Source organism: Alicyclobacillus macrosporangiidus CPP55, assembly GCF_000702485.1.
Lineage (GTDB): Bacteria > Bacillota > Bacilli > Alicyclobacillales > Alicyclobacillaceae > Alicyclobacillus_H > Alicyclobacillus_H macrosporangiidus_B.
The window spans coordinates 2097683-2119896 of sequence record NZ_JNIL01000001.1 but is presented as its reverse complement, the minus strand read 5'-3'; the positions used below and the strand labels follow the sequence as shown (position 1 = coordinate 2119896).

The window sequence follows — 22214 nt, the reverse complement described above, 5'->3', positions numbered from 1 at the left end:
TATGTTTTGGATAACGGAAGGGGGTTCTTACCATGCACCTAGGTCAGTGGTTCATCCATGTGCACAATGCTGTGCATTGGTGGGTCCCAGGGGTGTTGGCGATCTATGCTGGCATTATCCCTTGGGTGTTAGATTACCCCGATCGACACATCCAAGCAATCTATGGTGATGCAGACTACACCTTCAGCGGTCCTACATTGCTGTCCATTTACGCATTTATCGGGCTCTATGCCTTGTGGTTCGCCCTTCCGCATACAGGTACGGAGATTTTGTTTCTTATCTTTTTCGCGCCGGTGGCTCTGTTCTGGTTGATTGTTATTGCCGTCAATTGGTTCGGTCATTTGTTGCTGCTCATGGATTCTGAAAGACATGAATGGGTAAAAAGAGGTCTTTCATACGCAGAGTGGGAAATTTACAAAAACGCGGTTCGGCTCCGGGATGATAGACTCGCGTCTCAAGCGTATCACGAACGAGAAGCGTCATTTGCTGGGCAGGATATCCGAAAGACTCGTTTCCGGGTGATGACCGGAGGTAAGAAGGAGGCGGGAAAATGAGCGGACTGTGGGACATGCTCCGTCGTGCGTACTTGCTCATTCCGTACTCCCATGCCGAAGCGCATTTCTTCTTGCACATCCGGAAGATGGTTCCGTGGTGGGCACCCGGGGCAATTGCTTTCGGAATCGTGCCTGCCGGGTACATCGTTGTGATTGCCGGGTTTCTTATCTTTGGCGGCTTCAAGTGGTACGACCTTGACGGGTGGTTGGCCAAAGTCAAGGTGAAGGGCAGGAAGTATTCTTACTACGCTTTCTGGACACTGTACATCATCTGGTTCCCGCTTCCTTGGCCCCGGGCCGCCGTGTTGATTTGGGCGCTGTTGTTGCGGTGGACGATTAAGTTCCAGTTGAAAAAGCGCCGTCGTCGTATAGCCTGGCTGTCGTCTCTCGACAAGGCGGACCTGGCCCTTTTTGAGGGCGGGGAGGAATGGTTGGAGCGGCAAAGACGGATCGATGAGTGCATTGCGCGCTTCTCGATAAGTAAAGAACAACCAGAAGGGAGAAACAAAGGTGCAGAACATCGCATGTCCTCATTGCGGTAGTACGTGCAAGCATCTGCAAGTCTATCTGAGTGAGTACACGTATCGGTGCAACTCCATTTCCAGGGTGAATGGTCCAATTGCTTATTACAAACATGCGTTGCTGGGCCAAGCACCGTTACTGAACTGACGGGATACCCATATTCGGGAATACCCGACGTGTCGATTTGTCGCTGCCGGTCAGCCTCACGTGATTTCAAATGTAGTCTGAGATCAATCGGCCGTTCGCATTCCCCATCTAACGAGCGACGTATTAGCGTTGGCCGCCCGCCGAAATCCGAGGCCCTGTGTTTGTACATGTGTGAACACTGAAACGTAGTTGATGATCCGAAAAATTTGATGTATACTAGCGCTAAATTAGCGACTATATAACGCCAAAATAGTAGGGGGGAGTTCACGAGAGAGTTTGTCCGTTACTTGTTCTCTGGCCACGAACAAAGAGAGAGAGGAAAGACAGGGGTTATGAACATATCGGAGCAAGTCAATACACTCGTCCAAAGTGTGTATGAGGATGTTGTAAAATGGCGGCGATTTTTACACGCGAATCCCGAACTGTCCTTTCAAGAGGTGAACACGTCCCAGTTTGTGTATGACACCTTGTTAACGTTTGGAGACATGGAGGTTTCCCGTCCCACAAAGACCAGTGTCGTGGCACGGCTGGTAGGTGTACGCCCCGGGAAAACGCTGGCTTTGCGGGCGGATATGGATGCATTGCCAATTGTAGAGGAGACGGGTTTGGACTTTGCCTCCACGAAGCACGGCGTCATGCACGCGTGCGGACACGATGGGCACACGGCCATTCTGCTTGGGGTGGCCCGTGTTCTAACTCAATTGCGCACATATCTGGCAGGGGAAGTTCGATTTGTATTCCAGCACGCGGAAGAGTCACATCCTGGCGGAGCTGTGGAACTCGTGCGGAGCGGTGTCATGGATGGCGTGGACTACATTGTAGGGCTGCATTTGTGGTCGTTATACGATGTGGGTGAAGTTCACGTGAGTGCTGGTTATACCACGGCTAGCTCGGATCGGTTCAACATCACCATTATAGGTCAAGGTGGGCACGCCTCCATGCCGCACGACACTGTGGACAGTGTCGCCATAGCTGCTCAGGTTATCAGCAATTTACAGCACATTGTTTCACGTAATGTAGACCCCTTGAAGTCACTCGTCATCTCCGTCACAAAGGTGCAGGCAGGCGATGGGTATAATGTTATCCCTCCCACTGTCACAATTGGCGGTACAGTCCGAGCGTTTGATCAAGACGTCCTCGAATCCGTACCTAAGTGGCTTGAGCGCACCGTTCGAGGGGTGACAGCGGCACATGGTGCAACCTATCAATTCGAATATCGAAAGGGATATGCCCCGGTGGTGAATGATCCCGCTTTAACGGAGAAGGTTCGGCAGACCTTAACGCAGGTGTTTGGCACATCTGCAGTACGCAACGCACGACCGATTCCAATTGGCGAGGACTTCTCTGGATATCTGCAAAAAGCACCAGGGTCGTTCATCTGGGTGGGTGCCGGGGATCCGAAAAAGGGAACCATGTATCCTCATCATCATCCGCGATTCTGGATTGATGAGCGGAGTCTGGCCATCGGCATGAAGGCGTTAGCTAACATCGCATTCAAAATTCTAAACGAATCGGAAGGGGTATGACCATGATCCACGCACCATCATTGTGGGGATTAATTCCTCTTGTGGTGTTTATCATCACCATCTTTAGGCGCTGGAATCCCATCGCGTCGATTGTCGTGTCCATGATTGTGGGAGCCATTTTGAGTGGTTCGAGCTTTACGGACATCGCCAAGGAAATCGGAACAAACGGAATGACAAACTTTCTGGCGTACATCGGGCTCGTGATCATTGCCGGCGGAGGCTTGGGTCGTATCGCTGAACGTACCGGGGTATCGCGGAACCTTGTGACATTTATCATCAACAAAGTGGGGGTCAACACTCGTACGAAAGCTATGTTAGGGACCATGCTGGCTTCCACCGTAATGGCGGGATTGTTTGGCACATTGGCAGGCGGAAACGCCGTCATTGCCCCTGTAGTCATTCCTGTAGTCGCGGCGGCCGGACTTTCTTCCAGTGTCGTAGCCATCCTATTTCATGGAGCTGGGATTGCAGGATTGCTGATAGGCCCGTTTTCCCCCCCAGTAATCACCTTCATGCAACTAACAGGACTCAGCTACCCACAGTACTTACTATTTGCCGGGCTCCCGGTTGCGGTCATCCTGTGGATCATCAGCTTTGTCTATAGTAAAAAGATTGCCAGTACAACGCTCTTGACATTCCCATATTCCGAAGAAGATTTGATGTCGTTCAATCAGCAGGAGCAGCCTGATGCGAAACAACTTACCATCGCTAAGCAGTCCACGTTGGTCTTCCTCATTTCCCTCGTCGGCCTTATCATCTACGGCATCGCGACAAAAGGCGGAGCCGGGTTCGCGATTTTCGTCATTCTCTTCACGGCGCTCGTCACCGGATTGGCAGGGAGAATGTCACCCAACGAGCTCGCGGATACCTTCGTAGAAGGCGCCAAACCTCTACTCTGGATATTCTTTCAGTTCGTCCTGTTTACTCCGTTCATGGATTTCATCGACAAGATGGGTGGATTTGAGGCATTAAAGAATCTACTGATGCCGTCCATCGAACACAGTGGTAGATTTGCTTCGCTGATACTGATGACCATCGTAAACCTCGTTGGTATTCCAGGAGCAGCGGTGGCGCACTCGGTTTTGATGAACAAGATGTTCATTGGCCCCGTGAAAGCCGCGCATATCCCGATGACTATCTGGGCACTGGCCCTGCTCGTGGGTTCGCAAATGCCATTCTTCCTGTATCCGACCGGAGATGCCATCGGATCGATGGGTATCGCGAGATCTAAGGACCTCAAGAATATTGTCTTGTTTGGTGTCATCACGGCCGTGGCGGTCTTCTTGTTGTTAGTCGTGTTTGCACTGTTCATGTGAGACTACAAGGGGCGGATGACGATTGACCTTTACAGAGCTCAGCCAGCGGATACATGGCCTCGTGTCCACACTACGAGGAATGTGCAGTGTAGCGATTGAATCGAAGGAAGGCAACATCTATGTTCGCGCAGATGATCGTGTCCCTGCCGCCAGTTTAATCAAGATTCCCATCCTGTTGGAGGGTCTTCGTCAGGTTCACGCTGGGCGTGTCTCCTTGGAACAGCCCATTCGTATTTCTGACGTGGAGGTTGTCTGGGGGACGGGGATAATTCAACTTATGTCACGTAATATTCGATGGACCTTTCGGGATCTCCTTACATTGATGATTATTGTCTCCGACAATACCGCAACAAATGTTATCATTGACATGCTTGGAATGGAACGGGTAAATGCGCTGGCGTCTGACCTGGGCTGCTCGAATACGGTCCTTGCACGCAAGATGATGGACTTTCAAGCAAGAAAAGAGGGGCTCGATAATTTTACCTCAGCGCGTGAAGTCCTGGTATTTCTGAAAGAAATGGTTTCGGGGAACACGCTTCCAGACTCAATGAAAGATCTGGCGCGTCAAATCATGGCCGGGCAGCAGCTAAATCACAAACTCCCTGGGGACATTCCTCGGGATATGTTAGCCTGTATGGAAATTGCCCATAAGACGGGTGAACTCCGGGGAATTGAGCACGATGCGGGCATTATCACCTTTGGCGGCAACCGAGTCTATGCGGCTGTCCTGACTTGGGATATGGAGGAGAATGCTGCAGGCCAGAGGTTGATTGCGGCAGTTGGACGTGCCGTGTTTGACTACATGAGCGACAGAAGCTCAAGGGTCTAGGATGAATTCGGGCGAAGTGACATCTAGCCTGGGAGGACAAACACCATGAGCAAGGAAACTCGAGGATTGGACATTGCGTTAACAGGAGATAGCATCATCACCCGTCGTATCCTGAGCAGCCACGACGAGAATACGGACGCCTTGGTTGAATTGATTCGAAGTGCGGATGTCGCTTTTACGAATTTGGAGGTTCTTCCGAACGACTTTCAGGGGCATCCAGCAGCCCGCAGTGACGGTTCGCACTTTGGAGCGCATTCCTGGGTGCTCGATGAATTGATTGACATGGGGTTCAATTTGTTTTCCTTTGCAAACAACCATGCGTTGGATTATGGGGTTGAAGGTCTGCTAACCAGCATCCGCAATTTCCAACAGAGGCAGATATCGTACGCGGGGGCTGGCAGAAACTTGGCCGAAGCACGGATGCCGGTTTATGTTGACGTCAACGGCACGAGTGTTGCCTTGCTAGCCTGTACCTCCACGTTCTTTGAGGAGCAAAGTGCCGGAGAACAGCGACCAGATGTCCAGGGAAGGCCCGGTGTCAACCCACTTCGGTTCGATACGGTATACGAAGTGACCCGCGAGCAACTGGCCGCTCTAGAGCGCATCGCGGAGGATCTAGGGTTGAAGAAGCAATTTCGCGAGTTTGTTCAACTCGGGTTCGCCTCGGAACCAAAAGACCCTAGGATCCTCCATCTGGTGGACACGAATCTGCGTGTCGCCGGAACGTTAAACGCAAAGTTCTGCGCTGCGGAGCGCCCAGCCGTGCGTACGACGCCGAACGCCCAAGACCTCGCTGACATCGTTACATGGGTTCGCGAAGCAAAGGCGCGGGCGGACGTCGTGATTGTTAGTCTGCATGCACACGAACAGGGTAATACCAGGGAGCAGCCCGCCGAATTTATACGCGAGTTTGCCCACCACATTATCGACGCAGGTGCAGATGTGCTGGTCGGACACGGACCGCACCTGTTGCGCGGGATGGAAATTTACTTGGGTAAACCGATTTTCTATAGCCTCGGCAACTTCATTGGCCAGAATGACCTTGTCTATAAGCTTCCCGCGGATTCCTACAGGCGCTTTAACGTAGACCCTGCGCTGACGCCCAGTGAGGTATATCGGATCCGTTCCCAAAACGGGACCAAAGGATTTCCTGGGGATAGTTTGTACTGGCAGACGGTGATGCCGATTTGTCACTTCACGAGAGGTGGGGAGTTGTGCAGCGTTGATATCGTTCCCGTTGGGCTCACCCGCGGCGCGCGTGCACACCTTCGAGGACGCCCTTACCTGGCACACGGCGAGCAAGCAGAGCAAATTATGCACAAATTCAGTGACCTGTCTGCTGAATTCGGTACGGGATTTCAAGTCATGGATGGTAAGCTTACAGTGGAATTGAAGCACATCCTCTGACCAGAATCCGGTAGATAGACTGATTTGACAGTTCACAAGTTCCCCTTTGCCGGAGTGACAGACGTGATACACTGTCTGGCAAGGGGATTTTCATTTAAAAATTTAAGTACCACCTAGGACAATTATCATGATGCTTACGGAGGTCAGATGTTGATTCGCATTGCTGTTGTTGGGTCAAAAAAAATGGTCGAGCAAGTGTCCTTTCTAAATACAAATACCCGTGTGCAGATCGACTCTTACGTCTACGAAACTCCGGAGCAAAGCGCTGAGCTCGTTCACGAGGCGCTCAGCAGTCACGCTATCTTGTTTACGGGACCAGTGCCTTATTATTTCGCACGACCGATATTGGAGAATGCGGCCACTCCTGCGGAGTACGTGGCTTTCGATGAGTTTGCTTTTCTGCTGACCATACAGCACATGCGCGAAGTCCTTGGTGTTCATACACAAAGACTGTCCATCGATATTCCCAGGAAACAGGTTGTGTATAACGTATTCGATGAGATTGGCGTGGAATCGACCGGTGTATTCGTGAAGGAGCATGAAACCGCGAAAGTATCCGAGCAGCATCGATTTGATGATGAATGGGTCGCCTTCCATGAAACGTTATGGCGGTCCAACAAGACGGAGTTCGCTTTGACGAGCGTTCAGTCGGTGTACGAAAAGTTGTACCGTCTTGGAGTTCCTTGTTTGCGACTGATCATCCCGAAGAAGAACATCGTAGACGCACTACAGCGCGCAATTGCAAAGGCGGAACTTGTCATTAGCCAGTTTTCGCAAATTGCCGTGGGTATTATAACGGTGCATGCAGCGAACGAGTCCGGTGGAGACGCTGACAGGAAATTGCACGAAAACGTTCATGAGCGTTTGCTTGCATTCTGCCGCAGAATGAACGCATCCGTTACCCAAACCAAGCCGGGTAACTTTGTCGTCTATGGGACCAAGGGCGGAATCCAGCAAATAACCCGTCATTACACGACGGTTCCGTTGTTGAATGACCTCTGGGAATGGACCGACGTGGTTGTTCGGGTTGGTTTTGGATTTGGCATCACGGCCAAAGAAGCAGAAGAGCATGCACGTATTGCACTATACCATAGTGAACAGGAGAACCGTCACTCCGCGTACATCGTTACCGAAGACAAGAAAGTCATTGGACCGATCGGCCAAAATGCGACACGCACATTCCAGTTACAGAGTCAAAACGAACAAATTTTGTCGATAGCCAGACATGCCAACATTAGCGTCTCGAGCGTTACCAAAATCATGGACTTTATCGCTTTGCGAAACAATCACGTGTTTACGGCAAGCGATCTCGCTCAATACCTGCAATTGAGTAAACGTAGTGCAGAAAGAGTCCTCAAGAAGCTCGTAGAACGAGGTTATGCTGAGGTTTGCGGGGAAGAACAACCGTATCAGCGGGGTCGCCCCCGTTCTGTGTACCGTCTCTTGGTAAACCCTTGGATAGTCCGCAGCTGACGCTGTAGCGGTGGGGTCAGGACGAGCATGGGATACAGTTCGCCTCCTGGCTCCACCGTAACACGTACTAAGAAGAGGGTAAGATGGGAGATATGGACACTGAGGAAGATGGCGGTTAGCTAACCGGCCGAATACATTCCGGCACGTCGTTCCGCACGTTTCCGATGAGCTTGGGAACGCGGTACCAATCCATATCGGCTTCGGGATACGGCTGCAGGATAGGCAACAAGTCGTCAAAGCTGTGCACGGCACGGGTCCAGGTACAGGTCGTAGTCGGCCGGTTTGAGTATCACGGGCATTCGGTTGTGCAAGGCTGAGAGAGCGAAGTTCGGCTCACAGGTGAGTATGCTGTACGTGGAAACCGGACCAGCAGGCGACTCGCCCGTGTCGTAAATCGCGGCAAGGCCAAATAAATCGCTGCTTTGGACGCGGATATGAAAGGGGTCTTTCGTATTCCTGTGCCACTCATAGTATCCCGTACAGGGCACAATGCACCGTTTACGTTCCACCAAGCGCCGCAGATCAGGCTTCAATTTCAGTCTCCACTTGATCGCCGTCGGGCTTCCACCATCCCACGCGCCAGGCTGAAGACCCCATTTGTGAGTTCGCCGAATTGCAATGACCCCTTTTCCGCATGTCATGTTTTGTCGAAGTGTGGTAAATTCCGAAACATTGCAGGAAGACAGCCTCCCCGCCTCAAACATAATCATGAAGCTTCTGTGTGGAAGGGTGTCCCGTGTTTCAAATCGAGGGATTTGGAGTGGAGGTTCGAAAAGCCAAGGCTGCACCCGTTGTTGCGAGCCTTTGTGCGGACTTGGACGTGGCCGGTACCATCAACCGGCATGTCAAGTGGGACCCATCCAGATCGAAAATCAGCCCGGGGACCAGCATTATCGCACTCATCGTCAACATCCTGGTCCAGAGAAAGCCTCTATACTTAATCAACCGGTTTTACCACGACATGGACTGTGAGTGGTTGTTCGACGAGGGTGTCTCAGCCGATCTCCTTCACGATGACCGTTTAGGGGATGCTCTCGACAAGTTGGCAGATGCTGACCCTTGGCGCATCTACCACGAGATTGCCTTCAACACACCAGAAGCGGCCAGCTACACGCTGGATATGCTCGTGCATTTGGATACCACGTCCATTTCGGTGCAAGGCAGCTACGATGAATCAGAGTTGGAGGACTGCCCGCTCAAGATTGTACGTGGATACAGTAAAGACCTGCGTCCGGACCTCAAGCAGTTTCTGTACGGTATTGGCAGCTACAATGGCATTCCTTTGTGGGCAGATGTCATGGATGGAAACACTAGTGACAAGACTTGGTATGGCAATCTGACTGAGCGCGTGGATAAACTACTGTCTCCAGAGGCCTGGAATCGAATTATCGTGGTGGCGGATTCCGCCTTTGTGACGGAATCAAACCTTCAGTTGTACGAGAAGCGGTACTTCATCAGCCGTTTACCTGAAACCCTTGCGTTGTGCAGGACCTTGAAAGACCGGGCATGGGCGCAGGAGGAACGGTTCGTTGACCTCGGTGCGCTGAGCCAGGATCAGAAAGAAGCGGCGCGGTATAAGATTCAGGGGTTCGAAGAGGAGTTGTACGGTCGTACCTACCGTTTTGTGGTGGTGCAAACGTCTGCGTTGGACAAACGAAAGGCCGACCGTCTTGAGCGCTTGGTCGCGGAGGAAACTCGTGAACTGGAGGTGTTGGTCCGCCAGATAAACCAGCAGGTGTATCACTGCGAACCCGACGCACAAGCCGCACTGGAACAATGTCTTCGGGGGCACAAGGCGCGGTTTCACCATGTTCATGGACGCGTCGTCCGAGACGTGGAGCAAAAGCGCCGGCCTGGTCGACCGCCAAAGGACGACCCCAATCGAAATGTGGTGACACGGGAGGTCTGGCGTATCGAGCTGCAAGTCAAGATGGATTCGGCTGCACTCGAGCGGCAACGGCAACGCGAGGGAACGTTCGTTTTCATCAGTAATGTACCGGCTGAGCACAGAACAGACGAGATGTTGCTGCGCGGGTACAACAGCCAGAGCCGGGTTGAGAACCTGTTCCGAGCGTTGAAGGAACCGTACATGATGCACGGTGTTTTCCTGAAATCGCCCAAACGCGTCCTGGCCATGGCATACGTGATGCTGATTGCCCTTCTCATCTACGCCCTGTTACAGCAGCGGGTACGACGGGGATTGGAAGCGGAACGCGAGCGCAACCCCCTTGTATTGAAGGGTGTAAAGGTGGCATCGCCAACAGGACGGACAATCCTTGATGAATTCGAGGATGTTCTTCACATCATCATACGAATGCCCGATGGGCAGGTGCAGCACCGTCTCCAGGGACTGACCGAGGGAGCCGTCAGGGTGCTCCGTTGGCTAAACCTGCAACGTCACCCACTCCTGCCTGCGCCAGGATTGCCGGGAAGAAGTCCATGATACACACGTGTGATGTAGGATCCCCTTGAGATTTTTCGACACGGTATTTCATGTTGAACACACTTTGGATTCTCTTCACCGACGCCGCGTCGAATTTTGGCTACATTTGTCGAAGAAAAACACCAGAACTCGACACGTATCGGCATGCGGAAAAGGGGCAATGAGATTCCACCGGACAAGACTACGGGGATTAGCCGACCAGCTGCTCCATTGTAGCGCTTCGGATAGGCGCTGGTCACCACATCTACCCCGAACATCTAACCGTCCCAATCCGTATACGCAAAGGAAAAGCGATCGCACATGAGTCATCACCGCAATAGTGTTATGGCGTGGCAGACATCATCCGGGCCGTAAATGGCAAATCCCGCCGAGGTGCCAACCGAACGGCGGGATTCCATAGACCCAACAGGAGGGGTTAACCCTCCTGCCATTTACAGTGTTATTCTAACATCCTCCGTTCCATACGTCCATTCCCGCAGCACTCGTTCGTTCCCCGCTTTCCAAGCGTTAAAGTTGGCGTAAAACTGGCGCGATACGGGCGGCGCCCTGTGTTACGGTTAGACCAGGGAGGGGAGGCCGTATGGAGTCGTCGACCATGATCAACAGTCGGCTGTCGCTCGAACAAACCGAGGCTCTCTTCGAAAGCTTAGGTCACGTCGCCGAATACGGAGATCCCGACGCACAAAATCATGTGCGTCGAGTGTCTGCGTACGCCCGGTTCATATCGGAAAGGGTATTGCACTGGCCGGAGCAGGAGACGCAACGGGTGGGGATTGCCGCATTAGTGCATGACATCGGCAAGGTGGCCGTACCGCGTGAGCTGCTGCTGAAGCCGGGCGGGCTTGCGCTCGCGGAACACCAGTACATCCAACAACACACTGTGCACGGGTATCGGATCCTGGATGAACTGCAGAATAAACTGGTGAGTCGTCTTGTGGAAGTTGATTCGGACCTGTTTGAACTTGCCAAACAAGTTGCCCTTCATCATCACGAGAACTGGGACGGGACGGGTTATCCGGGCGGGCTCGCGAAGGACCGGATTCCCATTGTGGCCCGCATCGTGAAAATTGCGGATGTCATCGACGCACTATTGAGTCCGCGCCCGTACAAACTGCCTCAGTCTTGGGAACAGGTGCGGACGCAGTTGTCGATGGGAGCCGGATGGCAGTTCGACAGTGAATTACTGTGCGGACTTCTGGACGTAGAAGATGAATTTGTCGGGCTCACCAAATCGCAGCGGTATTCGGTGGCTGGGTGACATGAAACGGCGAAAGAGCATATTTCGGGTGCCGCGAGAGCCGAAGGAAGTGTTCGCGTGGCTCAGTAAACAGATGGCGCTGTCGCTGGGATGCGGCGGGACATTGGGGCTGGCCGCGCTGCTCATTGTTGGACTGTCGTTGTTCGGCTTTCTCATCGGAGATTATCAAGGCACCGGGAAGGGCGTGGTCAATGGCGGCAACGTGACGCTGGACGATGTCACCATCGCACAGAACACAGCCTTGAAGACGACCTATCAGGAGGCCGCCACCCAGTGGCAGAAAGGCCTGACCCAGGAACAAATCAACCAGGTGGAACAGCAGCAGGTGGACCTGCCGGCGGCGGTTCTCATGGCCGTTGGCAAGATGCAAAACAACATGGATCCGCCGAATGCGGACACGTATTACCAGTACCTGCAACCGAAGTACACCTGGAAGACGTACATTGATGTGACCATCCGGTACTGGACCGTGTGCGACAAAAGCGGGTGCCACACGGAATCGCAGGAGACCGACACGCCGGTAACGATGCTGCAAACCGCCGATACGTGGGACGGTACGCTTACGGACACGTACAAGTGGGTGGAGACCATGCAGGGCACGACGTCAGATGGTGTGTACACCAAAAAGATCGTGCTCGATAAATCCACCCGGACCTACGACTGGTCTCGCATTTGGAACCTGTTTCAGCATGTCCCGACAAAGGAAGGGAACATCCTCGGGAACACTCAGGAGAACGAAGACACCCTGGCGGGTCTTATCGGGGCGGTGGACTACGGCATCACTGACCCGGAAGTACAGAAGATGGTCACCCAGGTGCTTTTCCCGGGCGGCGTGCAGGTGAGCGGCATTCCGTATGTGTCGACGGCCGTTCCAAGCGGGGACACCATCAAGAACATCTTGCACTACAAAGACGCCATTGAGGCAGCGGCCAAGATGTTCAACATCCCCGCCGTGCTCATCGCGGGCGTCATGTACCAGGAATCAGGCGGGAATCAATTGGACTCGTCCGGGCACATACTCACATCCAGCGCTGGGGCGCTTGGACTCATGCAGATGCTTCCCAGCACTGCGGCTGGTCTTACGGTAAACGGGCAAGCCGTGGGTAACAACGCATATGCCTACTTGTCCAACCCCGCGACAAACATCTTGCTCGGCGCGGAGTATCTCTCTGAACTCTACCACGAGTTTGGTCAGAACATCGAGGAAACGCTCGCTGCATACAACGCCGGTCCAGGCGCGGTGCAGCAGGCGCTTGCAAGGGGATATCAGATCCCGCAATACCAGGAGACGATTCAGTACGTGCAAAACATCGCCGGACACTGGATTCCGGCACTCACACCGTACTTTGGCGCTGTTCAATGACCATGCAGTGCAGTGCCTAGTGTGCGCAAAATTGGCGTAAACATGGCGCGTTTTGATGGGGTTAGTCCGATAGCATGAGGGATAGGTGAGGTGGTGAACGGACGTGTTGTATCTGGCATTTCCGTCGGACCTGCGCGAACGGTACAAGGACAGCGTGTGGCTGGTGTACGACAAGCACGTCAAAGACACACAGTTCACACCCGAGGACACGTTGGTGTTGACTTCGTGGGTGGTTCCACAGCGAACCGAACAGTTGCAGATCATTCACCGCGCGCGTCAGCAGGGGGCCCGGGTGATCTTCATCGGGGCAGAGGAAGAGGGGACAGAGGAGTTCAAGCGGCAGTTATGCCTTATGGGAGTCTACGACTGGGCGTTTTTCAGGGATGAAGTGGTGCTTGGGGAAATCGACAAACTGATCGAGCATCCCCGGACACCTGCGGATGTACGGGAATACGTGGGCGAACAGGACGCAGGTGCACCACGACAACCGCCGCCTGTCGTGGAGATTATCGAACCGCCGGAGGACAAGGACACATCTGGTTTGCGGGGCCGCTTCAGGCGAGCTTCCCGGTGGGGGAAGCGGGCATCGCCCAGCACGCAGGTTCAGGTCGTGCAACCACGGCTGCTGGTTGTGGTCGGGCTGTGGTCGCGATCTGGTGTGACCACAGTGTCGTATCTGTTGTCCAAGCTGTTCGCGGAGCGTCTTCCGGTAAGTGGAGTGACTTGTATCGAACACCCGCGTCAGTGGCCGCGCATGTGGGATTACTTCCAGCTGGATGAACGCATGCCGCCCGAACAGTACAGGCATTGGACGGAGGATGGAGCAGGACAGGGTATCGAGGTGGATGGGGTTAGTCTCGTGCCTTTACCGCCAGGGTGTGAGACCGCAGGCGATTGCCAGCAGCAGATGGTGCAGTACATCTTTCGGCAACTGAGAAAACCCGTCACGGTGATCGATTGCGGGGTGAATTTTAAAGAGGAGCTGCTCTTTGGTGTGGCCGACCGCGTGGTCTGTGTGTTGGATTGTGACCCGACCTATCTGGCGGTCAACGAATTGGGCAATCGGTATCGCTACCTGACTGAGAAGTGCGGGCAACGGCTTGTGACCGTACTGAACAAATGGACGAGCTTTGCTCACTACGGGGACTTATTTGAGGGAGCCGTAAGGGTGCCTTATCTGCCTCCCGAACGAGTGCAGCAGGCGCTGTGGGCGGGAAAGTTCATCGACGTGTCCGATATAAAGGAGCAACTGAAAGAATTGGAGGCGCGCGTTGTGGGGCCGCTTCTGCCGACGCAAGCCGAATAACGGAGGGACACTTGTGAAACCGTGGTTGAAGTACACGATTGCGACCACCCTGTTTGTAACTGGGGTGGGAGGAAGTATTGTGTATAACCAGTTTCTCGCACCGTATCTTGGAAGCCAGTGGGTCTACGTCGCGGCGCGACAGCTTGAGGCGAACACCGCCATCCGGGATTCAGACTTTAAGCGTGTGAGGTTGCCAAAGGACGAAGTGAGCCCGGACGCGGTTACGGACGTGACGAAGCTGACAGGAGCTTACACAGCACAGGCGATGTCGCAGAATCAACAGTTTACCGCGCTTAACACGCAACCCAATCCGTTCACGATCACACCGGGGACGGAGGACGTGCCGATCCCATCGGGCTGGATTGCGGCAATGTCACCGACGCTGAGGCAGGGGGACTACGTGGATCTCATCCCGATGGCCCAACCTCAGCAGGCAGGGCAAGGGAAGACGCCACCTGTCGCGGGCGGGGTCGATACGACCAAGCCGGTCTTGAGTCACATTTTGGTGTTGTCCGTGCACACCAGCAGCAACCAGGAAGTGACCAGCCAACCCCCGGGAGGGTCGCAAACCGTTGGGGCGAGACAGAACGGATCTGGCACGCCGAGTGTGCTGGACCTGAAGATGACCGACGACCAGGCGGGCACCCTCGCCAGTTTGATTCAGCAGAAATACCAGTTGCTCATCGTCGGTGTGGCTCCGGACTCCGCACAGAAATCAAATCCGTGAGGGAGGGGTTGGGGTGCTTGCAGTTGGATTGCGCGACGAACTGAAAAGAGGATTACCCGAACAAGTGCCGATGTGTGCGACGCTCGAAGCTGTAGGCGAAATGGTCAACGAGAGTCGAAACGGTGCGGAGGAGATCCTGGTCGATTCCGCCGTCATCGACCAAGCCGAACTGTACACGTTCCGTCAGCAGCATCCAGAGTGCGTGATCACCTATATCGTGGATGACACGTCCCAAGCCATGACCGCGTTTGCAGCAGCGCACAACATCCGCTTGGTGCAGGCGGCCAAGTTGGCGCAGTACCTGCAGGAGCAGGTTTCATCCGGTTCGAGGCTCCCTATTCTCGCCTTTTGGGGCGTGTATCCGCGCCTTGGTACCACCACCATCGCGTTGGCCGTGGCCCATGTCCTGGCTGCTCAACACGGCAAGAACGTCGGCGTGTTTGGGCTGAACGCGTACAATTCGGGGACCTGGATGCTGCCCGAGTCCGAACGGAATCATCATCTTGATGATGTCGTTTCGTTCTTGGTGCACAACAAGCTCGACCGGGACACACTCCTGTCCGCGATGGAGAGCGTCTACCGTGTGAGGTATCTGCCGGGATTGAGAAACCAGACCCAAGCGCTGACATTGCAACCGGAACACATGGATTCGCTCATCGCCGTGGCAAGCTCGATGTTCGACGTGCTTGTGTTGGATCTCGGTAGCGTGCTCAACACCGCGATGGCTCTGCAGGGATTGAGGATTGCGACACACCGGTACGTTGTCGCCAACGATTTGGCGTCCACACAGCGCCAGTTCTTCGATCACTTTGACTATGTGCTCAAGCCTCTTGGAATCCAGCAGCATGAACTGATGCTCGTCGGCAGCAAGCTGCACGGCAAAGGGGCCAATTTTGCCAAATCCGTCGGCTTGGTTCCAGTCGCGGGTATCCCGCACTTTCCGTCTATCGACCTGTACGCGGAACAACAGTCGGAGCCGCTCAAGCTGTTCCTGGGAGAGAAACAGTTCCGCAAGGCGGTCGATACCATCGTCCAGTCGGCCGTTGCGGATGCGGGCGTGGAGGTGATGGCCGGTGTCCGTGCGTGAATTGCTGCCTGAACAACCGTTTCGAGCGGACAGGTATCTTGCACAACTGCAAGCCGGACGTGCACGGGAGCAGGGAGAGGTTCCGTTTGAGCGGGTGATAGAGGCCTTCAAACAGTATCTAGGCCATGAAGTGGGAGCCGACGAAGACGCGGATTCGGATTACTTGACCCGCAAGTATCAGGCGATCATCGGCGAGCCCGCCGCCAAACAGTATTTCATCGGACGCATCTATGATTTCTTGCGCGAGCACCCGCAGTATCAGAACACACGGTATCCCTGGTACTACCCGAACCTGCCGGAAGCGATCTTTCAGCACCATCTGGGTTTCGGTCCAATGAGTGTGTGGTTCGCCAATCCGACCGAATCCGCCACGGTCAACGGTACGCAGATTCTCTTTGGCGTAAAGGGTCAAAGCACGAAGGTGTTGCAACCGTTCGAGTTTGACTCCATCGACCAGGTGAAACGATTGGTCCGCACCCTCACGCTCAAGGACCCGCATAACCAGGTCAATCAGACGAACAACTGGACGCAGGTGGATATGGTGGACGGGACACGCGTCACGATTTTCACTCCGCCGCTGTCCGAGACCTACGTCCTGGTGTTTCGTCAGTACGTCTTCAACCAGTACACATTTGAGCATGAGGCCGAAATGCGCACGATTCCTGCTGATTCCGTGCGGTGGTGGAAGCTGCTCAGCCGACTGATGTTGACGATGATCACGACGGGTATCCGGCGTAGCGGCAAGACCACGTTTCTGAAGGTTATTTTTGGGGCCAGGGACCCGAATCTCGAAGTCGTGACGGTAGAACGCGGGACGTTCGAGGCGCACTTGAAACGGGACTTTCCTGACAGGGCCGCACGGATCATCGCGCTCAAATCGCCGCTTGACGAGATGACTTCCTTGTTCCCGGCATTCCTGCGCAGTGACGCACATTACATGATGGTCCCGGAGATTCGCAGCATGGAAGTGGATCTGCTTTTCCTCTCGCGGGAACGGGGAAATGGGGCATTGGCAAGTTATCACAGCCCGTATGTAGAGAACATCCCGCGTGAGCTGGCGGACTTGAGCCTGGAGGCCCGGCCCAATCGAGATCACCGGGCAACGTACATTCGGGCGGCGCAGAGCATTGATGTCGCGATCAGCATGTGGGAGGACCCTACCGGGCGAAAAATCGTCACAGGTGTGTACGCATACGAGTACGACCACGAAAGTGAATCGTTTAGTGTCACCACTTGGATGAAGTATCACCGGGCGACCGACACCTGGACATTCCATGCGGAGGTCCCGCCGCAAATGAGGCAGCGCTTGGAAGACACGTATCCCGAGGTGTTGGAACCGTTTCTGAAGGAGTTCAAAAGGCTGGAGGAAGCACATCCGTTTCAGGGACAAGCGGTACGCCGGATAAGGATTGGAGGGTAGACGCATGCTGGCAGCGCTGAACACGCTGATTCAACTCGTGTTGTACGGATGCGCCTGTGCCGGTGCGGTTTGGCTCTTTGACGAAGTATGGCGGGACGTCCGCGAAGGAATCCGGCGCGCCTATTACGGCATTGGGCACCGGCAAATGCTTCGTGTCAGTGAGGGGTTTCGCGCGAACAAGACGCGCCAAACTCCGTGGTACGCTGGATTCGGTGAACATTTGGACATCCTTTTGAAATCGACACTGAAGAATCCAGGACGCGAATCGGTTTCCCGGTTTGTCATGCTGTCCGTCATGTGCGGAGTTGTCGCGTTCGTGCTGGCGTTACTGTTGGTTCACAACCCGGGCTTGCCGGTGGTTGCCGGTGTCCTGGCCTTGGCGACGCCTTACGGGTTGCTGCAGATCCGCCGGTATCATCTCAGCATTCGAAACAGCTATGACATCGGTGTGTTGATCACCACCATCGTCCCCGAGTATCGAAAACACCGCGGTAGCATGCTGCACGCGCTCAAATCCACAGTGGACGCCCTGCCGCCAGGACCCATCCGGCGTTCCCTGGCGAGATTGACCGACCGGCTGACTGACCATACCACACCTGACGAGGCAAGACGCGCGTTGGACCGTTTCACTAGAGAGCTTGGGACGAGCTGGGCGGCGCAGATCGCCAACGATATTGAGCACGCCGTGGTGGACGGTGTGGACGTGGAATACAGCCTGGCGCTAATGCACAAGGAGTTTCAGGACATCGAGGATGCACGCAAGGGGCAAAATCTGGCGCGTTTGGATAGCCTGCTGGTCGCGTGCGTGCCGTTTTTCATGTGGCCAGTCATGATGCTGCTGTTTTACGTGTATCTCACTCACAAAATCTTCGTGTACCAATTTTCAAACCCGGTCGGTTTCAGATGGTTCATTCTCACACTCGTGTGCACGTTCGGTTCGTTTCTGATAGGAGTCATCTTTTACCGTCCAAGGCAGGACATTTAAGAAGGGGGCGGGCGGCGTGGCTTATGTGATTCTGGCGCTTGGGGTCGTCCCAAGCGTGATCCTCTTTTACCTTGCCGAACAGGGTGAATATGGACGATTTCAGATGCAAGCGCGGATAGCCGCCGGTTGGTACACCACCAGGATGCGCGTGCGCAACCGTCTTGATGATGACGTGCTGAATGGACTCTTGCGCAAGAGCGGGCTGAACATCCGCGCTCCACATTATCACTACGTCCGGTTAGGGGTGACCGCGGTCTTTGCCGTGGTTGCAATTGCCGGTTTGGCCGAAGGCCGGGCGTTGCCCGTGGTGTTTCCGGTTCTGATGTGGCTGATATTGGAGTACAGGCGGCCATTTCCGATGTACTACGGGTTTTTGTGGATGCAAAAACAGGCCTCCTCACAACGGGACAGAGCGCTGTATCTCTTGTACCGCCTGCTACTGCAAGAGATCGTCGCTTTTCGCGACCACCCGATTGCTGTCAATGAGATGCTCAAACGCCAATTGCACCGTGTACCCGTGCTGCGTCCGTTCTTAAAGAGGTGTCTGGACGAGTGGTTGGAAGACCCAATGGCCGCCTTGCAACATTTCGGAGAAGATGTGGGCACGAAGCAGGCCAAGACGTTCTCGCAGATGCTCATGGAGATCGAACAGGCGGGGATCGGGGTGGCGCTGGATGTATTTCAAAACAACCATGAGAGTTTCCGGACTGAGCGGTTGGCCGCCTTTCGGACTCAGCTCAACACCAGGGCATTGGTCGGCACCGCCCTCACCTTGGTTGGGCTCGGCGCCGCCACATACGACACGATGGTTGTGATCCAGCTGTACACAGGCGACTTGTTGAGGCTGAGCACTGGGGGATAAAAACTGTGTCGTAAAGTTGGCGCGTTTTTGCACGGATGAAGTGGTAGGGTGAAGGAAACGAACCAGAAAGGAGGATGGGCGATTCGGCAGATCCTTGTAGGGCTCTTGATACTGGCGGTTGTGGTGTGTTTCGCGCTCTCGAATGTCGGTTTTGGCCAGGGTCAGATGAAAAGAGTGGGGCAAGCCGGCGTGAGAGTGCTGACGACCACGCCCGCGCAAAATCTAGCCGAGCGGTGAGCCTTTGAAAGGGGGTGAATGCGGGTGAACGGTGTAGCGGCTGGAATTGTGGCAGGCATTCTGCTTCTTGTCGCTGCAGTGGTCAGCGTTGTGAATATGAACGGGTGGAACAGCCAACAGCAGGCGAGTGCGCAGACGTTCACGCAGACTCAGATCTCCCAGGCCGAGAGTCAAGCGGCAGGACAATGATCGACGGGTATACGGGTAGTTGATCGCAAAGGGGTTGGTACTCGTGAGGGATGTCATCATCTTGGTTCTCCTGTACTTCAGCATTCTATCGTGGAACTATCAGCCGTACATGGATGTGATCAACGGGGCGCGGTTGCAGTACCTGCAATCCGTTGTGCACACGGCAATATCGGAGGCCAAGATCAAGGGCTACTTTACGAGTACCGACCTCCAGACCATTCAGCAGAATGTGGCACAGGCGCTGGGCTATCCAACTGGGAACGTAGTCGTGTCGGGGACCACGACGCCGACGACGCGGCGCACCCCGATTGAGCTTACCGTGTCAGTTCCGACGCGAATCAATTTGTTCTCCTTGAGTCCTTCGACGAATCACGCGATGTTGACGGCGCACGAGAGCGCGGACAGCGAGGCGCTGGACTGATATGAAGTGGGTATTGATGGCCTTATTCCTCGTCATTCTCCAGTTTCAGTCTCATCTGCAGGTGTTCAACCTCGAAATGGAAGAATCGGATTATCATCGCGTTCACGACGCGCTTCAATTGGCCACTGACGATGCCGTGGAGATGGTGACCCAGGACAGTGTTTCCAACGGTCAGCCAGTGTTTGACCAGACCAAGGCAGACAATGCGTTCCGTAGCACGTTGGCCAACAACCTTGACCTGGACCCCGGGACGTGGCAACCGAAGCCCAATACCATGCTCAAGACTGCGCCGCAAGTCCTCGATGAAGAGTTCTTTGACTGGAGTAACGCCAACTTTCCCTATCACTACGTGAACACCACGTATGGCATTGACGTAACGATGAATGAGCCGTCCATCGTGCTCGTGGTGCAATTTACGATGCCGAGTTATGCGGCGAATGTGAAGCCATTCACGATGAACATTCCGGTTGTGGCCAGTTATCACGGGCACTGAGAAATTCGTCCTCGTTTAGCCCGTTTCGGGGAACGGGCGGCGTTAAACTAGAAATAGATACCATCAAGGAGGATGTATCCATGCGTAGAACAGCCAAAGTAGTAACGGTAGGGACTGCCGCCCTGGCCTTGACGACGGCATTCTCGCCTGGGGCACAGGTCATGGCGGTGACGTTTTCACCAACACACATCTATCTGAACGGGCAGGACATCACGGACCCGGTACACACAGCGGCTAATGATCCATCGACGAACCAGCCAACGACGTTTATACCGATCTACTACGCGATGCAGGTACTCAATAGGCTCGGCATTCAGTCCGCTTGGGACGGAACGCATTGGAGCCTTACGGTTCCTTCGTCGATGACACCGAACCTGGACAATCCGGCCGCCAGTCCCAATCAGATGAGCATATCCATCAATGGGACGGTTGTGCAGACCGCGCCGAAGCTGGTGGCCAAGGACCCCGCGAGCGGCCAGGATACGACATTCATCCCGATCTGGTACTTGTTCCAGGCTCTTAATCGTTTGGGTATCACGTCTACGTGGGACGGGACGAACTGGCGCTTGACGCAGACAAAGCCCGCCACCCAGCAGGACATGGCCAATGCGATGTGGCAGGTGTTCAACGCCAATACGTGGGATGTCAACAGCCACCCAAGCATGGCGGACGCGGGCGTGAACCCGACGAACGCGCCGGTAACAGCCGGAAACGTGGCGACGTGGCTGGCGCAGTGGGCCAGTAAGGCGAAGGGTGTCACCGCGTCCTGGGGACCGAACAAGGGCCAGTGGATTCCGTATGACTTAAAATACGAGGTTTCCACTGACCCCTATATGTGGGCGAGCATCAATGGTCTATTTCAGGAAACCAGCGTGACTGGTCCGTCAAGCGTCATTAACTCTACGGATGAGAGCACGGTGCTCAGCAATCTTCAGTGGTGGCTCACTGGGGATAGAGTGGTAAACGGGGTGCATCACCTGCACGTGCCGTTTTACAGCAACTTTGGGATGTGGTACGGCGATACGGCAAACAGCGGCGCGCCGGTGAACAACGGCATTTCGGAGAATGATTATCAGGCGTATCTCGCTGACGAAACAAAGTATTATGACCAGGTGACCGCGACTGTGAAGGGTAACACCATCTATCTCACACTCCCTGACACATCCAAGAGTTTCAGCAATATGGCCTGGCATGTGGTCGACGGGTATTGGGTGTATGGAGGATGGCAGGCGAAGGACAACAGAGGAGGGAAGACGCTTCAGATTCCCAATAATGGGCCGGGGTTGTCTATTGACACGGGGACATTGAATCCGCGCATGTACCTGGAAGGGTTCCAAATCGCATACGTCAATCTCAATGGTGCTCCCGTGTTTAATCAGCCGTATGACTGGGGAGAGGGACAAAACCCGCCCAGTAAACAGTGAATCAAGCCTTGCCATAGCAGCCACATGTTAGTGGCTGCTCTTGTATAGACGAAAGAATCTCTAATAAGCACCACCGTCAACACGGCTAAAGCCGGGGGCTCCCGGCGCCCGTTGCATTTCGGTGGTTGCGCTCCTGTCGCTCCGTGTGGCTGTGGTTCTTACCTTGCTAAGCCGCAAGTAACCGCCCCCAAAAGTTAGCGCCAGCGGGGCGGTTACTTGCCCAAC

The 22214-nt window shown here is 54.5% G+C and carries 21 protein-coding genes; 20 read left to right on the top strand and 1 reads right to left on the bottom strand.

What is annotated here, in order from left to right; translation table 11 throughout:
• The first annotated feature begins 92 nt into the window (after positions 1-92).
• The 7 genes from N687_RS0110485 (at position 93) to N687_RS0110455 (ending at position 7774) form a co-directional block, all read left to right on the top strand.
• A complete protein-coding gene (locus tag N687_RS0110485; protein WP_156040110.1) occupies positions 93-554 on the top strand; it encodes a hypothetical protein in 462 nt (153 codons plus the stop codon).
• Positions 551-1096 (top strand): hypothetical protein, encoded by a 546-nt coding sequence (locus N687_RS0110480; RefSeq protein WP_051663148.1) that lies wholly within the window; start codon positions 551-553, stop codon positions 1094-1096. Before N687_RS0110485 ends, N687_RS0110480 begins: the two co-directional genes overlap by 4 nt.
• A gap of 459 nt (positions 1097-1555) precedes the next feature.
• Positions 1556-2749, top strand: a complete 1194-nt coding sequence (locus tag N687_RS0110475) for a M20 metallopeptidase family protein (RefSeq protein WP_029421803.1) — start codon at positions 1556-1558, stop codon at positions 2747-2749.
• A 2-nt stretch (positions 2750-2751) separates the two neighbouring features.
• Positions 2752-4065, top strand: coding sequence for a TRAP transporter large permease subunit (locus N687_RS0110470; protein ID WP_029421802.1), 1314 nt, complete (start codon positions 2752-2754; stop codon positions 4063-4065).
• 22 nt (positions 4066-4087) lie between these two features.
• A complete protein-coding gene (locus N687_RS0110465) occupies positions 4088-4894 on the top strand; it encodes a serine hydrolase (RefSeq protein WP_051663146.1) in 807 nt (268 codons plus the stop codon).
• Between the two features lie 45 nt (positions 4895-4939).
• A complete protein-coding gene (locus tag N687_RS0110460; RefSeq protein ID WP_035462163.1) occupies positions 4940-6301 on the top strand; it encodes a CapA family protein in 1362 nt (453 codons plus the stop codon).
• A 150-nt stretch (positions 6302-6451) separates the two neighbouring features.
• A complete protein-coding gene (locus N687_RS0110455; protein ID WP_197029265.1) occupies positions 6452-7774 on the top strand; it encodes a MarR family transcriptional regulator in 1323 nt (440 codons plus the stop codon).
• Between the two features lie 233 nt (positions 7775-8007).
• Here the strand turns inward: N687_RS0110455 and N687_RS25490 are convergent, their stop codons facing one another.
• A complete protein-coding gene (locus tag N687_RS25490) occupies positions 8008-8415 on the bottom strand; it encodes an SOS response-associated peptidase family protein (RefSeq protein WP_419670156.1) in 408 nt (135 codons plus the stop codon).
• A 95-nt stretch (positions 8416-8510) separates the two neighbouring features.
• On the opposite strand from N687_RS25490, the gene N687_RS0110445 reads away from it, so the two are divergent.
• The 13 genes from N687_RS0110445 to N687_RS0110380 all read left to right on the top strand — a co-directional run bounded on the left by N687_RS0110445 (position 8511) and on the right by N687_RS0110380 (position 21989).
• The gene (locus tag N687_RS0110445; protein ID WP_051663144.1) at positions 8511-10217 is read left to right on the top strand and encodes an IS1634 family transposase; all 1707 of its coding nucleotides are present in this window, start codon (positions 8511-8513) and stop codon (positions 10215-10217) included.
• A 580-nt stretch (positions 10218-10797) separates the two neighbouring features.
• Complete coding sequence (locus tag N687_RS0110440; protein ID WP_231493456.1) at positions 10798-11475, top strand: HD-GYP domain-containing protein; 678 nt, start codon at positions 10798-10800, stop codon at positions 11473-11475.
• A gap of 1 nt (position 11476) precedes the next feature.
• Positions 11477-12838, top strand: coding sequence for a lytic transglycosylase domain-containing protein (locus N687_RS0110435; RefSeq protein ID WP_029421795.1), 1362 nt, complete (start codon positions 11477-11479; stop codon positions 12836-12838).
• A 103-nt stretch (positions 12839-12941) separates the two neighbouring features.
• Positions 12942-14144 (top strand): hypothetical protein, encoded by a 1203-nt coding sequence (locus tag N687_RS0110430; protein ID WP_029421794.1) that lies wholly within the window; start codon positions 12942-12944, stop codon positions 14142-14144.
• Between the two features lie 13 nt (positions 14145-14157).
• Positions 14158-14871, top strand: coding sequence for an SAF domain-containing protein (locus N687_RS0110425; RefSeq protein ID WP_029421793.1), 714 nt, complete (start codon positions 14158-14160; stop codon positions 14869-14871).
• A gap of 13 nt (positions 14872-14884) precedes the next feature.
• Positions 14885-15958 (top strand): hypothetical protein, encoded by a 1074-nt coding sequence (locus N687_RS0110420; RefSeq protein WP_029421792.1) that lies wholly within the window; start codon positions 14885-14887, stop codon positions 15956-15958.
• A complete protein-coding gene (locus tag N687_RS0110415; RefSeq protein WP_029421791.1) occupies positions 15945-17378 on the top strand; it encodes an ATPase, T2SS/T4P/T4SS family in 1434 nt (477 codons plus the stop codon). The genes N687_RS0110420 and N687_RS0110415 overlap by 14 nt, the downstream gene beginning before the upstream one ends.
• Before the next feature lie 4 nt (positions 17379-17382).
• Positions 17383-18363 carry a hypothetical protein gene (locus tag N687_RS0110410; RefSeq protein ID WP_029421790.1) on the top strand — a complete coding sequence of 327 codons (981 nt, stop codon included), beginning with the start codon at positions 17383-17385 and terminating at the stop codon, positions 18361-18363.
• A gap of 16 nt (positions 18364-18379) precedes the next feature.
• A complete protein-coding gene (locus tag N687_RS0110405; protein WP_029421789.1) occupies positions 18380-19225 on the top strand; it encodes a hypothetical protein in 846 nt (281 codons plus the stop codon).
• 261 nt (positions 19226-19486) lie between these two features.
• Positions 19487-19651 carry a hypothetical protein gene (locus tag N687_RS23870; RefSeq protein WP_156040109.1) on the top strand — a complete coding sequence of 55 codons (165 nt, stop codon included), beginning with the start codon at positions 19487-19489 and terminating at the stop codon, positions 19649-19651.
• Positions 19652-19694: 43 nt separating this feature from the next.
• Positions 19695-20072 carry a hypothetical protein gene (locus tag N687_RS0110390; protein ID WP_029421787.1) on the top strand — a complete coding sequence of 126 codons (378 nt, stop codon included), beginning with the start codon at positions 19695-19697 and terminating at the stop codon, positions 20070-20072.
• Between the two features lies 1 nt (position 20073).
• Positions 20074-20565 carry a hypothetical protein gene (locus N687_RS0110385; protein ID WP_029421786.1) on the top strand — a complete coding sequence of 164 codons (492 nt, stop codon included), beginning with the start codon at positions 20074-20076 and terminating at the stop codon, positions 20563-20565.
• Between the two features lie 80 nt (positions 20566-20645).
• Positions 20646-21989: a hypothetical protein gene (locus N687_RS0110380; RefSeq protein WP_029421785.1), complete on the top strand. Its 1344-nt coding sequence runs from the start codon at positions 20646-20648 to the stop codon at positions 21987-21989.
• Positions 21990-22214 lie beyond the last annotated feature (225 nt).

Bases quoted from the DNA above. Each gene is read 5' to 3' on its own strand.
- N687_RS0110475 (WP_029421803.1), top strand. From the start codon at position 1,556: ATGAACATATCGGAGCAAGTCAATACACTCGTCCAAAGTGTGTATGAG.
- N687_RS0110410 (WP_029421790.1), top strand. From the start codon at position 17,383: ATGCTGGCAGCGCTGAACACGCTGATTCAACTCGTGTTGTACGGATGC.
- N687_RS0110380 (WP_029421785.1), top strand. From the start codon at position 20,646: ATGCGTAGAACAGCCAAAGTAGTAACGGTAGGGACTGCCGCCCTGGCC.
- N687_RS25490 (WP_419670156.1), bottom strand. From the start codon at position 8,415: ATGACATGCGGAAAAGGGGTCATTGCAATTCGGCGAACTCACAAATGG.
- N687_RS0110480 (WP_051663148.1), top strand. From the start codon at position 551: ATGAGCGGACTGTGGGACATGCTCCGTCGTGCGTACTTGCTCATTCCG.
- N687_RS0110440 (WP_231493456.1), top strand. From the start codon at position 10,798: ATGGAGTCGTCGACCATGATCAACAGTCGGCTGTCGCTCGAACAAACC.
- N687_RS0110470 (WP_029421802.1), top strand. From the start codon at position 2,752: ATGATCCACGCACCATCATTGTGGGGATTAATTCCTCTTGTGGTGTTT.
- N687_RS0110385 (WP_029421786.1), top strand. From the start codon at position 20,074: ATGAAGTGGGTATTGATGGCCTTATTCCTCGTCATTCTCCAGTTTCAG.
- N687_RS0110435 (WP_029421795.1), top strand. From the start codon at position 11,477: ATGAAACGGCGAAAGAGCATATTTCGGGTGCCGCGAGAGCCGAAGGAA.
- N687_RS0110460 (WP_035462163.1), top strand. From the start codon at position 4,940: ATGAGCAAGGAAACTCGAGGATTGGACATTGCGTTAACAGGAGATAGC.